Here is a 15,175-nt window from a genome sequence, read left to right on the forward strand (position 1 = left end):
TGCCGCGGGTCACTTTATGAACGTTCTTTTCGCCATTGCCGTTACTACCGGGATCCTCTCCGGCGTGTGGGGCTGGGTTGCCGTCAGCCTGGGGCTGATCGGTTGGGCCGGTTTTCTCGGCTGCACGGCGTATTTCGCCTGCCCGCAGGGCGGGCTGAAAGGGCTGTTGATCGGCGCGTTGACCTGCTGCAGCGGCGTCTTCTGGGCAATGGCGATCATCCACGGCAGCGAACTGGCGCCGCAGTGGGAGCTGCTGGGGTATCTGCTGACCGGCGTCGTGGCGTTCTTGATGTGCATACAGGCCAAACAGCAGTGGCTGGGGTTCGTGCCCGGCACCTTTATCGGCGCCTGTGCGACCTTCGCCGGCGGCGGCGACTGGCCGCTGGTGACGCTCTCTTTGCTGGTGGGCCTGCTATTCGGCTATGCGATGAAAAACAGCGGGCTGTGGTGGGCGGCGCGCAGCGAAAAAGCCCGTGCCGCACAGCCGGTCAGCCCGAATGCCGGCTCAAACGGTGCCGCCAAGTGAGAGGCGGTAGTGCAGATCGTGGCGCTCGGCGCAGGGTTCGCCCGCGATCCGCAGCAGCAGCATTTCAGCGGCGGTTTTCCCCATGTCAAAGCGCGGCGTGATCACGCTGGCGATGCCCGGCGTGGTCGCCTGGCCAATATCCAGGCCGTGAAAACCCGATAGCGCAATCTCCTGCGGCACGCGCACGCCGAGACGCAGGCAGGCCTGCAACACGCCCACCGCCAGATCGTCGTTGGTGCACAGGATACCGTCCAACTGCGGGTAGCGTTCGCGCGCCATCGCCAGCATGTCGGCGCCGATCGAAACCGAAGAGACCCGATGCGGCGTGATCTGGCGCGGTGTTTGCCCCTGGGCCGCCATGGCGCGGCAGTACCCCCGATAGCGTTTATTGTCGCGGGCGTCCGACATGGCGCCAAAGTAAACGATATGCCGTTTGCCGCTGGCGAGCAGTGCTTCGGTCATGTCATACCCCGCCTGTTCATTATCAAACCCCACCGCAATCCGCCCCGGCGGCGCGTCGAGATCCATCACCTGCGCGAGGGGGATTTTGGCGGCGCCGAGGTAGGTCTCTGCGCGCAAGGTATGCGCAGAGTCGGTGAGGATCAGCCCGGCGATCGGGTAGCTCAACAGCTGTGCGATCTGCTCTTCTTCCCGCTGCGGGCTGTAATCGTAGTTCACCACCAGCGTTTGGTAACCCCGCGCTTGGGTAACGGATTCGATGCCGGCCAGCAGGTCGGCGAAGATCTGGTTGTTGAAGGAGGGGATCAGTACGCCGATGCGCGGTTTTCTGCCGGCCTGTGTGGTATCGGTATCTGTGACGTTCAGCTCCCGCATGACCTGCGCAATGCGTTCGGCGGTGTCGGCCGCCACTTTTTCCGGCGTGCGCAGGAAGCGGCTGACGGTCATTTTGGTCACGCCGGCCAATTGTGCGATGTCCTGTAGCGTAACGCGAGGGTGTTTCATTCGTTGGCCTTCACGGGCGGCGCGGCAAGGGTGGATAGCGGTATGTTAACAAATCGATTTGGCGATAACAATGAATGCGATCCTATTGAAAATAGCTATTTTTCAATTGGATAACTGCTTTTTGCCCGCTTGCTGCCTGCGTGAGATCACGTTAAGGGTAACAGGGTTTCGTAACATGATGTTCAGTGATTTCCATCACGTTTTTACCGGTAACAATCGGCTGAGATAGAGGCCTGTCTGATTGGAGGCCTGATGGCCGGGAATCACCATGAACAACCTGTTTTCACTGGATAATAAAATTGTCTTGATCACCGGCGCCTCGCGCGGCATCGGTTTTCTGCTGGCGCGCGGCCTGGCGCAGCAAGGCGCGCATATTCTGGTCAACGCCACCACCGACGAACATGCCCGACACGCCGCCGATCGCCTGCGCGAAGAGGGCTTGCGCGCCGATGCGGCGGCGTTCGACGTCACCGATTCCCAGGCGGTGCATGCCGCCATCGATCGTATCGAAGCGGATATCGGCGCGATAGACGTCTTGATCAACAACGCCGGCATCCAGCGCCGCCATCCGTTCACCGAGTTTCCGGAGCAAGACTGGGACGACATCATCGCCGTCAACCAGAAGGCGGTTTTCATCGTGTCGCAAACCGTGGCGCGTTATATGGTGCCGCGCCGGCGCGGCAAGATAGTCAACATCGGCTCGATGCAAAGCGAGCTGGGGCGGGACACCATCACCCCTTATGCGGCCTCCAAGGGCGCGGTGAAAATGCTGACGCGCGGCATGTGCGTGGAGTTGGCGCGCTACAACATTCAGGTCAACGGCATCGCCCCCGGCTACTTCAAAACCGAGATGACACAGGCGCTGGCCGACGATCCGGCCTTCACCGCCTGGCTGACCCAACGCACGCCCGCCGCACGCTGGGGCGATCCGCAGGAGCTGATCGGCGCGGCGGTGTTCCTGGCCGCCGACGCCTCTACCTTCGTCAACGGGCAACTGCTGTTTGTCGATGGCGGCATGTCGGCGGCGGTGTAACCTTTTTTCGTGGAGTGTTGAGATGAAAATTCAAACTCAGTCCTGCGTGGTCAATGGCAAACGCGACGTGGCGGTGATTGCGCAAGAAGTGGATTACCGGGGGCAGGGAACGCTGGTGAAAATCAGCCGCGGCGGCATCTGCGGCTCGGATCTGCATTACTTTCAGGAAGGCAGGGTCGGCAATTTTCAGGTGCGCCAGCCGATGGTGCTGGGCCATGAGGTGATCGGCGAGGTGGTCGCCAGCGATTCGCCGCAGCTGCCGGTCGGGCAGAAGGTGGCGCTCAATCCCAGCAAACCCTGCGGGCAGTGCAAATACTGTCTGGCGCAGCAAAGCAATCAATGCGTCGAGATGCGCTTTTTCGGTAGCGCGATGTATTTTCCGCACGTCGACGGGGCCTTTACCCAATACAAAGTGGTGGACAGCGCGCAGTGCATTCCTTACGGCGCCGATCGCGACGACAGGGTGATGGTGTTCGCTGAACCGCTGGCGGTGGCGATCCACGCGGCGAAGCAGCCCGGCGACGTGACGGGGAAAAAGATCTTCGTGTCCGGCGTCGGCCCGATCGGCTGCCTGCTGGTGGCGGCGCTGAAAGCGCTGGGCGCCGCCGAAATTGTCTGTGCCGATCTCAGCCCGCGCTGCCTGGCGATCGCCAGGCAAATGGGGGCCGATCGGTGCCTGCATGCCGCGGACGACGATGTTAGCGGTTATCAGCAGGACAAAGGATATTTCGACGTCGCCTTCGAAGTGGCGGGGCATCCGCAGTCGCTGCAGCGCTGCCTGGAGATCACCCGCGCCAAAGGCACCGTGGTGCAGGTGGGCATGGGCGCCAGCTTCCCCGATTTTCCGCTGATGTTGTTGATCGCCAAGGAGTTGAACCTGCTCGGATCCTTCCGCTTCGTGGCGGAGTTTGCGCTGGCGGTGGCGTGGCTGGCCGACGACGTGGTCGATCCGCTGCCGTTGCTGTCGGCGGAGTTCGCCAGCGGGCAACTGGCGCAGGCGCTGGAGTTTGCCGGCGATAAGCGCCAGGCCGCCAAGGTGCAATTGGTGTTTTAGGGTAAAAGTCCGATGGCCGCAGGCGGCGATCCTTGTCTATAGTGTAGGAACGCTTAATTTTTCAACCACGGAGATCTCACTATGGCAAGACATACGGATGCTGAGCAAACTACGCTGGATGACGATCTGAGAATGCTGACCGAGACGCTGGAGGAAGTGCTGCAATACACCGGCGATCGCGCGGATCAGGCCTACATCGACATCAAGTCGCACGCCGAGCAGGCGCTGAGTGAGGTTAAGGCGCGCTGGGCGAACACCGGCGAATCCTACTATGCGCGCGCCAAAGAAGCGGTACACCGCACCGACGACTACGTGCGGGATAAACCCTGGCACAGCGTAGGCATCGGCGCCACCGTAGGGCTGGTGCTGGGGCTGCTGCTGGCCCGCAAATAAATCACCCATCGGGGCGGCGCAGGCCGCCCCATGTTTTCCGCGGCGGTACGTTCATCCCGCCGTTTCCCCGCTGGCTTTCCCTTATCCCGCCTATACTTCCCGCTAGCCGCCGTCGGAGTGCCTCTATTCCCCTTATTTTTGTATGGACGGATTGAGCCGGCGCCGCCGCAAGTGTAAAGTATTTGTGTTTTTATTGTTTGTTTTTTGTTCTAAATCAAATAATTATCTGGTGTAAACGCCCAGGGATATACGGCGTTCTTGCGCTGGCGCAAAAGCCGTGAAAATAACACCTCATATAATACAGAGCGTAACTACAGGCGCAGCGTCCGTCGGCTGCGCCGGAGACGATCTCTGCTAACTGACTTGTGAGCGAACTATGTCGACAAGTGTTTTTAATCGCCGGTGGGCGGCTGTGCTGCTCGAGGCGCTGGCCCGCCATGGGGTACGGCATGTTTGTATCGCTCCGGGATCGCGCTCCACGCCGCTGACGCTGGCCGCCGCGGCTAACCGATCGTTTATCTGTCATACCCATTTTGACGAGCGCGGGCTCGGCCATCTGGCGCTTGGGCTGGCGAAGGCGGCGCGTGAGCCGGTGGCGGTGATCGTCACGTCCGGCACCGCGGCGGCCAACCTTTATCCCGCGTTGATTGAAGCCGGCCTGACCGGTGAGCGGCTGGTGTTTCTCACCGCCGATCGGCCGCCGGAGTTGATCGACTGCGGCGCCAATCAGGCGATCCGTCAAAACGGCCTCTACAGCAGCCACCCGACGCTGGCGATCGATCTGCCGCGTCCTACGCCGGATATTCCGGCCGCGTGGCTGGCCTCCAGCGTCGACAGCGCGATGGCGCGCCTGCAGCACGGCGCTTTGCACATCAACTGCCCGTTCGCCGAGCCGCTGTACGGCGGCGACGAACGTCACTATGCCGACTGGTCCGCCGCGCTGGGCGACTGGTGGCAGAGCGATCGCCCGTGGCTGCAGGAAAGCGAGACGCATGCGGCGCCATTGCCGCAGCCGGACTGGTTCTTCTGGCGGCAAAAGCGCGGCGTGGTGTTGGCCGGGCGCATGAGCGCGCAAGAGGGCGCGCAGGTGGCCGAATGGGCCGCAACGCTGGGCTGGCCGCTGATCGGCGACGTGCTGTCGCAGACCGGGCAACCGCTGCCCTGCGCCGATTTGTGGCTCGCTCACCCGCAGGCGCAGCGCGTACTGCAAGATGCGCAACTGGTGGTGCAGTTCGGCGGCAGCCTGACCGGCAAACGCCTGCTGCAGTGGCAGGCGCAGTGCCGGCCTGAAGAGTATTGGATCATCGACGAGCTGCCGGGGCGGCTCGATCCGGCCCAGCACCGGGGGCGGCGCCTGCGTGCCGGCGTGGCTCAGTGGTTGGCGCAGCACCCGGCGCAGCCGCGCCAGCCTTGGGCCGCCGTGCTGGCCGTGCTGGCGGATAAAGCGCTGACGGCGGCATCCACGCATCTGCACGATAGCTTTGGCGAAGCGCAGCTGGCGCACCGCCTGCCGGAGCTGCTGCCGGAGAACGGCCAGCTGTTTCTCGGCAACAGCCTGGTAGTGCGGCTCATCGACGCGCTAACGCCATTGCCCGTTGCCTACCCGGTATTCAGCAACCGCGGTGCCAGCGGCATCGACGGCCTGATCTCCACCGCTGCCGGCGTGCAGCGCGCCACCGCCAGACCGACGTTGGCGGTGGTGGGCGATCTTTCCGCTCTGTATGACCTCAATGCGCTGGCGCTGCTGCGCCAGAGCTCGGCGCCGACGGTGCTGATCGTCGTCAACAACAACGGCGGCCAAGTTTTCTCGCTGCTGCCGACGCCGGAAGAGGATCGTCAGCGCTTTTACTGCATGCCGCAGAACGTCGAGTTCAGCCACGCGGCGGCGATGTTCCAGCTGGGTTACGCGCGGCCGGAGAACTGGAACCAGCTGCAACAGGCGGTTGAACAAGGCTGGCGGCGCGGCGGCGCCACGCTTATCGAACTGCAGGTGCCGCCGAGCGCGGGGGCCGAAAGCCTGCAATACCTGGTGCAACAGATGGCGGTGCAATGATGCTGGCGACGCGAATTTTGCAACAGGGCGAGGCGGGCCGCCCGTGGCTGGTGTGGCTGCATGGCCTGCTTGGCAACAACAATGAATGGCGGGTGATCGCCGCGCGCAGCCCGGAATGGCCGTCGCTGGCCATCGATCTGCCCGGCCACGGCGATTCCGTGGCGGTGAGCTGCCGCGGCTTCGACGACATCAGCGCGCAGATCGCCGCCGCGCTGCAGCTGCGCAATATCGAACGCTATTGGCTGGTGGGCTACTCGCTCGGCGGGCGCATCGCCATGTATCACGCCTGCCACGGCCGCCATGCCGGCCTGCAGGGGGTGATCGTCGAGGGCGGCAACCCGGGGCTGGAGGACGAAGAACAGCGCCGCCAGCGCTGCGAACAGGATGCGCTGTGGGCGGCGCGTTTTCGCAGTGAGCCGATCGCCGAGGTCCTGGCGGACTGGTATCAGCAACCGGTGTTCAAAGAGCTCAGCCATGTGCACCGCCAGGCGCTGATCGCCGCGCGCTCGGTCAACAGCGGCCCGGCGATCGCCGACATGCTCGAAGCCACGTCGCTCGGGCGGCAGCCCTATCTGGCGCCGCAGCTGCGCCAACTGACCGTGCCGCTGCGGGTGCTGTGCGGTGAGAACGACCCCAAATTTCAACGGCTGGCGCGCGACGCCGGGTTGCCGTTGCGCATCGTGCCGCAGGCCGGGCACAACGCGCACTTGGCCAATCCGCAGGATTTCGTCGCCGAGCTGCAGACCTTTCTCGTTAACCCTGGTTAAAGGAACCGAACATGCTTTATCCGAATGAAGAACAGCTGTATGCCGCCATCGCCTGGCAGGATTGCACCGGCGATTTCGAAGACATTCTGTATCACAAGTCCGCCGACGGCATCGCCAAAATCACCATTAACCGGCCGCAGGTGCGCAACGCGTTTCGCCCGCAAACGGTTAAAGAGATGATCGACGCGCTGGCCAACGCCCGTTACGACGACGGCATTGGCGTCATTATTCTGACCGGCGCCGGCGATAAGGCCTTCTGCTCCGGTGGCGATCAGAAAGTGCGCGGCGATTACGGCGGCTATCGCGACGACAGCGGCGTGCATCACCTCAACGTGCTGGACTTCCAGCGCCAGATCCGCACCTGCCCGAAACCGGTGGTGGCGATGGTGGCCGGTTATTCGATCGGCGGCGGTCACGTGCTGCACATGATGTGCGATCTGACCATCGCGGCGGATAACGCCATCTTCGGCCAGACCGGCCCGAAAGTGGGCTCGTTCGACGGCGGTTGGGGCGCGTCTTACATGGCACGCATCGTCGGCCAGAAGAAGGCGCGCGAAATCTGGTTCCTGTGCCGCCAGTACGATGCCGCCGCCGCGCTGGACATGGGGCTGGTCAATACCGTGGTGCCGCTGGCCGATCTGGAAAAAGAGACGGTGCGCTGGTGCCGCGAAATGCTGCAGAACAGCCCGATGGCGCTGCGCTGCCTGAAGGCGGCGCTGAACGCCGACTGCGACGGCCAGGCCGGTTTGCAGGAGCTGGCGGGCAACGCCACCATGCTGTTCTACATGACCGACGAAGGGCAGGAAGGGCGCAACGCGTTCAACGAGAAGCGTCAGCCGGACTTCAGCAAATTCAAGCGTAATCCGTAATGAGCGGGCTAAACCGCAGCGCGGCGCTTTACCGTTACAGCCTGCCGATGGAGGCGGGCGTGGTGCTGCGCAATCAGCGGTTGAAAACGCGTGACGGATGGGTGGTGCAGCTGCGTCAGGGCGAGCGTGAAGGCTGGGGCGAGATCGCGCCGCTGCCGGAATTCAGCCGGGAAACGCTGGCGCAGGCCGAACAGGCCGCGTTGGACTGGCTGCAGGCCTGGTTGGCGGGCAACGAACCGGATGACAGCGCGCTGCCTTCGGTGGCCTTTGGGCTCAGCTGCGCGCAGGCCGAGCTGGAGCAGCGCTTGCCGACGCAGGCGGATTTCCGCAAGGCGCCGCTGTGTACCGGCGATCCGGATGAGCTGTTCGAGACATTGAGCGCCTTGCCGGGCGAGAAAGTCGCCAAGGTGAAGGTGGGGCTGTATGAGGCGGTGCGCGACGGCATGATCGTCAACGTGCTGCTGGAGGCGCTGCCGGATCTGCGGCTGCGGCTGGACGCCAACCGCAGCTGGACCCGCGCCAAAGCCGACGGCTTCGCCAAATATGTCAACCCGGCGTGGCGCGATCGCATTGCCTTTTTGGAAGAGCCCTGCAAGACCCGTGATGAATCGCGCGATTTCGCCCGGGCGACCGGCATCGCCATCGCCTGGGATGAGAGCGTGCGCGAGGCGGACTTTGTAGTCCAGGCCGAGCCGGGCGTGGCAGCCATCGTGATCAAGCCGACGCTGGTCGGCAGCCTGGCGCGCTGCCAGGCGCTGGTGGCGCAGGCGCACGCGGCGGGGCTGACGGCGGTGATCAGCTCCAGCATCGAGTCCAGCCTGGGGTTAACCCAGCTGGCGCGCATCGCCCGCTGGCTGACGCCGGACACCGTGCCGGGGCTGGATACGCTGGGGCTGATGCAGGCGCAGGTGCTGCGGCCTTGGCCGGGCAGCGCATTGCCGCTGCTGGATATTTCGGCGCTGGAGTGCCTATGGCGCCGTTAAGCGATTGGCCGTGGCGACACTGGGCACGCCTTCAGCCGCAGGCGACGGCGTTGCTGCTCGGCGAACAGCCGCTGAGCTGGCTGGCGTTGCAAGGCCAGGTGGATGAGCTGGCGGCGGACTTCCAGCACCAGGGCGTGGAGCCGGGCTGCGGCGTGGCGCTGTGCGGTAAAAACAGCTACCCGCTGCTGTTGGCCTATCTGGCGCTGCTGCAATGCGGCGCGCGCCTGTTGCCGCTCAATCCTGCCTTGCCGACGCCGCTGCTGGCACAGCTGTTACCCGAATTGGACATCACCTTTGCCTTCGGCCCGGATCCGTTGCCGGCGCTGCCGGAAGAGGTGATTCGATTGACGCCGCCCTCGACCGAGCCGCGCTGGCCGAACCTGCCGATGTGGGATGCGCAACGTCTGGCGACGCTGACGCTGACCTCGGGCTCCAGCGGCCTGCCGAAAGCGGCGGCGCACAGCTACGCCAATCATCTGGCCAGCGCCGCCGGGGTGTTGGGGCTGATGGCGTTTCAGCGCGAGGATTGCTGGCTGCTGTCATTGCCGCTGTTTCACGTCTCCGGACAGGGCATTGTCTGGCGCTGGCTGGCGGCGGGCGCCCGGTTGGCGGTGCGCGAGATGCACCCGCTGAACGAGGCGTTGGCGGGATGCACGCATGCCTCGTTGGTGCCGACCCAGCTGTGGCGGCTGTTGGCGCAACCGCTGGCGGGCATGACGCTGAAGGCGGTGCTGCTCGGCGGCGCGATGATCCCGGTGGAACTGACCGAACGGGCGGAGGCGGCGGGGATCCGTTGCTGGTGCGGCTACGGGCTGACCGAACTGGCCTCCACGGTGTGCGCCAAGCGCGCCGATGCGCGGCCGGGCGTCGGCCTGCCGCTCAGCGGCCGCGAGGTAAAACTGGTGGACGAAGAGGTCTGGATCCGCGCCGACAGCCTGGCGCTCGGCTACTGGCGTCATGGCCAGCTGCAGCCGCTGGCGGATGCTCAGGGCTGGTTCGCGACCCGCGATCGCGGCGCGATGGCCGAGGGGGAACTGCGCATTTTGGGCCGGCTGGACAACCTGTTTTTCAGCGGCGGCGAAGGGGTGCAGCCGGAGGATATCGAACGCGTGTTGGCGGCGCACCCGCAGATCTCGCAGGCGTTTGTGGTGCCGGCGGCGGACGTCGAGTTCGGCCAGCGGCCGGTGGCGGTAATCGACGGCGATCCGTCGCTGTCGCTGGCGGCGTTGCTCGCCTGGTCGCAGGACAAGCTGGCCAATTTCCAACGCCCGGCGGTGCTGCTCCCGCTGCCTGACGAGCTGAAAAACGGCGGCATCAAGATTTCGCGCCGCCAGTTGCAGCAATGGGTGGCGCAGCGCCTCTCTCAGGCATAAAAAAGCCGCCCGAAAGGGCGGCTGAGTGGATGACGGCAGGGGGTTATTTCAGCCCCAGCGCCTTGGCGACGCCGGCGCCGTAGTCCGGGTGCACCTTGGTGAACAGCTCGACCTGACGGCGCTGGATTTGCTCCGGCACCTGCGACAGTTCGCCGGCGATGCGGGTGAACATGCGCTGGTGCTCTTCGGCGCTCAGCAGGTTGAACAGCGCGCGTGGCTGGCTGTAGTAATCGTCGTCTTCACGATGGTTCCAGTGGTCGGCCGCGCCCTCAATGCTCAGCGGCGGCTCGCTGAAGTCCGGCTGCTCCTGGAACAGGCCGAAGCTGTTTGGTTCGTAGGTGGCGCCGTTGCCGCTGTTGCCGTCCACGCGCATCGCGCCGTCGCGATGGTAGTTGTGGAACGGGCATTTGGCCCCGTTCACCGGGATCTGGTGGTGGTTGACGCCCAGGCGATAGCGGTGCGCATCGCCATAGGAGAACAGACGGCCCTGCAGCATTTTATCCGGCGAGAAACTGATGCCCGGCACCACGTTGGCGGGGTTCATCGCCACCTGCTCAACCTCGGAGAAGTAGTTGTCGGGGTTGCGGTTCAGCTCGAAATAGCCGACGTCGATCAGCGGATAGTCGCCGTGCGGCCACACCTTGGTCAGATCGAACGGGTTGTATGGCGTCTGCGAGGCTTCGTGTTCCGGCATGATCTGAATTTGCAGCTTCCAGCGCGGGAAGTCGCCGCGTTTGATCGCGTCGAACAGATCGCGCTGTGAGCTTTCGCGATCCTTGGCGATGATCGCTTCCGCTTCTTCATCCATCAGGTTTTCAATGCCTTGCTGGCAGCGGAAGTGGAATTTCACCCAGAAACGCTCGTTGGCGGCATTGATAAAGCTGAAGGTGTGGCTGCCGAAGCCGTGCATGTGGCGATAGGACTTCGGAATGCCGCGATCGCTGAAGTCGATGGTCAACTGGTGCAGCGACTCCGGCAGGTGGGAGAAGAAGTCCCACTTGTAGACGGGGTTGCGCAGGTTGGTATGCGGATCGCGTTTCACCACGTGGTTGAGATCGGGGAATTTCAGCGGATCGCGCAGGTAGAACACCGGCGTATCGTTACCCACCAAATCCCAGTTGCCTTCTTCGGTATAGAACTTCATGGCGAAGCCGCGAATGTCGCGCTCGGCGTCGGCGGCGCCGCGTTCACCGGCGACGGTGGAGAAGCGGATGAACATGTCGGTCTGTTTGCCGACCTCGGAGAAGATCTTGGCGCGGGTGTAGCGGGTGATGTCGTGGGTGACGGTAAAGGTGCCGTAAGCGCCGGATCCCTTGGCGTGCATGCGGCGCTCGGGAATGACTTCACGGTCGAAGTGGGCCAGTTTTTCCAGGAACCACACGTCCTGCAACAGCATCGGGCCGCGTTTGCCTGCGGTGATCACGTTATTGTTATCGACAACCGGTGCGCCGGCTGCGGTGGTCAGTCCTTTCTTGCTCATCACTTGCTCCTTATCGTAGTGCAGTTAAGTAAAGACTCGGGCGGTTTAAGCGTTCATCAGCATAGTCCTTTGGCGGGGCTTCTTCCCCTGACCTTGGTCAAAGCCACTACTAGTTGTAGCTCTATTGCCGAGCGGCGGCAAATAGGTCTCGGTTATCGTTGGCATTGCCTTGACGAATATAGAATCTTGTTTGCAAATATTTACATTTATTTGATTATTGAAGAATTTTTTCGCTTTTATCCCTTAAATACTCATTGCGCTTTGGTATAGACTCGTGACGTTATTATTATGCGTTGATTCGATCATTCGGTACGGATGACAAACCAGAGGGAAAGATGATGAAAAAGACTTGGGTCGCGTGCGCGGCAGGATTGCTGTTGGTGACCGGCGCGGCGAACGCCATCAGCGTGTCGGGCGAAGCCGGGCAGCACTACACCAACCTGGGCGTTGGCATGAGCACCGGCTCTTCTGGTCTGGGCCTGACCGGCAACTGGGCGCGCAGCGACCACGACGGCAACGTCGGCAGCGTGGGGCTGAACTTCGGCGTGCCGCTGGGGCCGTTGACGGCGACCGTGGGTGCCAAAGCGCTGTACCTCAGCCCGAAAGACGGGAAGAGCGGCGGGGCGGTGGCGCTGGGCGGCGGCCTGGAGTGGGAGATTAACCGTTACTTCAGCCTGCACGGCGAAGGGTACTTTGCCCCTGAATCCTTCACCAGCGGCGTGAAAGCCTATAACGAAGCCAGCGGCGGCCTGCGCTGGAAGTTCCGTCCGCTGAGCGTGGACGTGGGCTACCGTTACATGCAAATGGAAGGCAAAGACGGGCGTCGCGACAACACCCTGGCCGATGGCCCTTACGTCGGCGTGGGTCTGAGCTTCTGACGCTGTGAAAAAGGGGCCTGAAGGCCCCTTTATCTTTTCTGCCTGGTTTACCCCACCGCCGGCAGCATGCCGCTGGCGATGCCCAGTTGAATGGCGATCACCGTCACCCCGCAGACAAACACCAACGCCAGCGCCGGCGTACCGCCCCAGACGCGATACTGTGCCTGATGTTTTTGGCGCGTTTTCCACACCAGCAGTGAAGGCAACAGCAGCGCCAACACCGACAAGGCAATGGCGGCGAATCCCAGCGCCAGCACGAAGCCGCGCGGATAGAACAGTGCAAAGGCAAGCGGCGGCAAGAAGGTGATGGCGCCGGTTTGCAGGCGGCCACGCACGTTGTCTTGCCGCTTGAACAGGTCGGCCAGGAAATCGAACAGCCCGAGCGCGACGCCGAGGAACGAGGTCGCCAGCGCCAGATCGGCGAACAGGTGCACCGCCAGTTCAACGTGCGGCGAAGCCACCGCGTCGCGCACCGCCTGCAACAGACCGTTCAGCCCGGCCTGCTGCGCCAGAATGCCGACGAAGGTGTCGGAGCTGATGCTGCCCAGCGTTGCCAGCTGCCAGAAGATGTAGGCCATCAGCGGGATAGCGCTGCCGATGATAAACACCCAGCGCAGTTTGCGAATGTTGCCGCCCATATAGTTGACGATGCTCGGCACGCTGCCGTGGAAGCCGAAAGAGGTGAAGATCACCGGAATAGCCGACAGCGCCAGGCCTTGCTCCAGCGGCAGCGTCATCAGGTTGGTTTGGTGGATATTCGGCAACATCAGGCCTAGCATCACCACCAGAAATACCACTTTGGCGCTGAACAGGATGCGGTTGAACAAATCGACCGAGTGGGTGCCGATGCATACCACGCCGCCGGCCACCAGGGTGAACAGCAGAACGCCGAGCGACACCGGGAAGTCCTGCGACGTCCACTGGCTGATGCTGGTGGCGAGCAGTTCGCCAGCGCCGCTGATGTAGGCGGCGGTGAGGGCGTACATCAGGAACATCATGCTAAAGCTGGTCAGCCACTGGCCGCCGCCGCCGAGATAACGTTTGGCGAGGGTGCCCAGACCGGTATCCGCCTGCTCATGCTGGTAAACCTCTACCAGCAGCAGCGCGGTGTAACACATCAACAGCCACAGCCCGACCAGTAAGGCCAGCGTGACGCCGAAGCCGACGCCGGCCGCCGCCAGCGGCATCGCCAGCATCCCGGCGCCAATGGTGGTGCCCGCCACGATAAAAACACTGCCAAGAGTGCGATTCTTCACGTTTTTTCTCTACCAGCCGAAAGATTTTGAAAATTATAGGTAACGATTTATGAGGATGGCAGGATAGTGGAAGCCCTAATTTGTGTCAAACCGACGTTACGCATAATGTACAGTAATGTTTACATTGCAGCGAGCTGCATGGCACATGAGGAACGGGCCCATGGCTGAAATTATCCGCAGGCGGCTAGTGAAAAGTTATTTACGGGCTTCTATAGTGGAATGACCAAAAAATGTGGGAGAGATCAATGTTAAGGGTGGAGATGCTCAGCACCGGCGATGAGGTGCTGCACGGGCAAATTATTGATACCAACGCCGCCTGGCTGGCGGACTACCTGTTCCAGCAGGGCGTGCCGATGAGCGGGCGGGAAACGGTAGGGGACAGCCTCTCTGCTTTGATCGAGATCCTGCAGGAACGCAGCCATATCGCCGATGTGCTGATCGTCAACGGCGGCCTGGGGCCGACCAGCGACGATCTCAGCGCGCTGGCCGCCGCCAAAGCCTGTGGCGTCGAATTGGTTGAACGGGCCGACTGGCTGGCGCGCATGGAAGCCTATTTCGCCGAGCGCGGGCGGCCGATGGCCCCTTCCAATCGCAAGCAGGCGCAGATCCCGGCCAACGCGGAAATGCTGGATAACCCGGTGGGCACCGCCTGCGGGTTCGCGCTGCAGCTGAACCGATGTCAGATGTTCTTCACCCCCGGCGTGCCGTCGGAATTCAAAGTGATGGTCGAACAGCAGATCGTGCCGCGTCTGCGCCAGCGCTTCACCCTGCCGACGCCGCCGCTCTGCCTGCGCCTGACCACCTTCGGCACCTCCGAGAGCGATCTGGCCGCCGAGCTGGACGGTATGCCGCTGCCGCCGGATGTGGTGCTGGGTTACCGTTCCTCCAGCCCGATCATCGAGCTGAAGCTGACCGGGCCGGAAAGCCGGCGTGCGGAAATGGAACTGGCCTGGCGGCGTGTGCGTGAGGTGGCGGGGGACAACTGCATTTTTGAAGGCACTATCGGGTTGCCGGCGACGCTGACGCAGCGTCTGAATCAGCAAGGGCTGAAGCTGGCGTTGAGCGAACAGTTCAGCGGCGGGTTGATCAATCTGCAGCTGCAGAGCGAAGGGGCGCCGCTGGCAGGGGGAGAGCTGCTGCCGGCGCACTGCATCGAAACGCTGGAAACGACGCTGGCGCGCGCCCGCTCGCTGGCGGAATTGACCGGCGCGCCGTTGGCGTTGGCGGTCAGCGCCATGTGCGACGAGCAGGTGAGCATTGCGCTGCACACACCGCGCGGCGGCATTGGCCAGACCGTGCGTTATCGTGCGTCGCGCCACGGCCTGCGGCTGCGTCAGGAGTCGGTGGCGATGCTGGCGCTGGATATGCTGCGCCGCTGGCTGAATGGGGGCCAGGCGTGCGGTAAAAACGCCTGGCTGGAGGTGGTGGAAATTATCGAGTGACGGTCATGGCGCCGAGTTGCCGGCGTCACGGTTTTGCTGCAGCCGTTCGGACGCCAGGCGTGAAAGGCGTATCGCCGCCGCGCCCCGCGTTTGCAGTTCTGTACC

14 protein-coding genes are annotated in these 15,175 nt (G+C 63.2%); 11 read left to right on the plus strand and 3 right to left on the minus strand.

Annotated features, from left to right (window positions below; translation table 11 throughout):
* The first annotated feature begins 16 nt into the window (after positions 1-16).
* Positions 17-526 (plus strand): DUF1097 domain-containing protein, encoded by a 510-nt coding sequence (locus ACSBQQ_RS01025; protein ID WP_039565005.1) that lies wholly within the window; start codon positions 17-19, stop codon positions 524-526.
* Here the strand turns inward: ACSBQQ_RS01025 and ACSBQQ_RS01030 are convergent.
* Positions 506-1,489, minus strand: coding sequence for a LacI family DNA-binding transcriptional regulator (locus ACSBQQ_RS01030; protein ID WP_060426073.1), 984 nt, complete (start codon positions 1,487-1,489; stop codon positions 506-508). The two genes, ACSBQQ_RS01025 and ACSBQQ_RS01030, sit on opposite strands and share 21 nt — an antisense overlap.
* A 268-nt stretch (positions 1,490-1,757) precedes the next feature.
* Between ACSBQQ_RS01030 and idnO the strand changes: the two genes are divergently transcribed.
* The 8 genes from idnO to menE all read left to right on the plus strand — a co-directional run bounded on the left by idnO (position 1,758) and on the right by menE (position 10,014).
* Positions 1,758-2,522: a gluconate 5-dehydrogenase gene (gene idnO, locus ACSBQQ_RS01035; RefSeq protein WP_060426072.1), complete on the plus strand. Its 765-nt coding sequence runs from the start codon at positions 1,758-1,760 to the stop codon at positions 2,520-2,522.
* A 22-nt stretch (positions 2,523-2,544) separates the two neighbouring features.
* Positions 2,545-3,576: an L-idonate 5-dehydrogenase gene (gene idnD, locus ACSBQQ_RS01040; protein ID WP_033653769.1), complete on the plus strand. Its 1,032-nt coding sequence runs from the start codon at positions 2,545-2,547 to the stop codon at positions 3,574-3,576.
* Between the two features lie 81 nt (positions 3,577-3,657).
* Complete coding sequence (gene elaB, locus ACSBQQ_RS01045) at positions 3,658-3,969, plus strand: stress response protein ElaB (RefSeq protein ID WP_025303653.1); 312 nt, start codon at positions 3,658-3,660, stop codon at positions 3,967-3,969.
* A gap of 376 nt (positions 3,970-4,345) precedes the next feature.
* Positions 4,346-6,022 carry a 2-succinyl-5-enolpyruvyl-6-hydroxy-3-cyclohexene-1-carboxylic-acid synthase gene (gene menD / locus ACSBQQ_RS01050; protein ID WP_060426070.1) on the plus strand — a complete coding sequence of 559 codons (1,677 nt, stop codon included), beginning with the start codon at positions 4,346-4,348 and terminating at the stop codon, positions 6,020-6,022.
* Positions 6,019-6,789, plus strand: a complete 771-nt coding sequence (menH, locus tag ACSBQQ_RS01055; protein ID WP_060426068.1) for a 2-succinyl-6-hydroxy-2,4-cyclohexadiene-1-carboxylate synthase — start codon at positions 6,019-6,021, stop codon at positions 6,787-6,789. Before menD ends, menH begins: the two co-directional genes overlap by 4 nt.
* An 11-nt stretch (positions 6,790-6,800) precedes the next feature.
* On the plus strand, positions 6,801-7,658 hold the full coding sequence (gene menB, locus ACSBQQ_RS01060) for a 1,4-dihydroxy-2-naphthoyl-CoA synthase (RefSeq protein ID WP_033635308.1): 858 nt from the start codon (positions 6,801-6,803) through the stop codon (positions 7,656-7,658).
* On the plus strand, positions 7,658-8,641 hold the full coding sequence (gene menC, locus ACSBQQ_RS01065; RefSeq protein ID WP_060426066.1) for an o-succinylbenzoate synthase: 984 nt from the start codon (positions 7,658-7,660) through the stop codon (positions 8,639-8,641). The genes menB and menC overlap by 1 nt, the downstream gene beginning before the upstream one ends.
* Entirely contained in the window at positions 8,629-10,014 is a 1,386-nt protein-coding gene (gene menE, locus ACSBQQ_RS01070; protein WP_060426064.1) for an o-succinylbenzoate--CoA ligase, read from the plus strand. The genes menC and menE overlap by 13 nt, the downstream gene beginning before the upstream one ends.
* 43 nt (positions 10,015-10,057) lie before the next feature.
* Here menE and katA read toward each other — a convergent pair whose 3' ends face one another.
* On the minus strand, positions 10,058-11,494 hold the full coding sequence (katA, locus tag ACSBQQ_RS01075; RefSeq protein WP_033648032.1) for a catalase KatA: 1,437 nt from the start codon (positions 11,492-11,494) through the stop codon (positions 10,058-10,060).
* A 338-nt stretch (positions 11,495-11,832) separates the two neighbouring features.
* On the opposite strand from katA, the gene ACSBQQ_RS01080 reads away from it, so the two are divergent.
* Positions 11,833-12,372 carry a YfaZ family outer membrane protein gene (locus ACSBQQ_RS01080; RefSeq protein WP_004935943.1) on the plus strand — a complete coding sequence of 180 codons (540 nt, stop codon included), beginning with the start codon at positions 11,833-11,835 and terminating at the stop codon, positions 12,370-12,372.
* A 47-nt stretch (positions 12,373-12,419) separates the two neighbouring features.
* Here ACSBQQ_RS01080 and tyrP read toward each other — a convergent pair whose 3' ends face one another.
* Entirely contained in the window at positions 12,420-13,628 is a 1,209-nt protein-coding gene (tyrP, locus tag ACSBQQ_RS01085) for a tyrosine transporter TyrP (protein ID WP_015378562.1), read from the minus strand.
* A 245-nt stretch (positions 13,629-13,873) separates the two neighbouring features.
* Between tyrP and ACSBQQ_RS01090 the strand changes: the two genes are divergently transcribed.
* Positions 13,874-15,070 (plus strand): nicotinamide mononucleotide deamidase-related protein YfaY, encoded by a 1,197-nt coding sequence (locus ACSBQQ_RS01090; RefSeq protein ID WP_060427712.1) that lies wholly within the window; start codon positions 13,874-13,876, stop codon positions 15,068-15,070.
* Positions 15,071-15,175 lie beyond the last annotated feature (105 nt).

This window comes from Serratia sp. G204Y (assembly GCF_051172435.1).
In the GTDB taxonomy this organism is placed as follows: Bacteria; Pseudomonadota; Gammaproteobacteria; order Enterobacterales; family Enterobacteriaceae; genus Serratia; species Serratia sarumanii.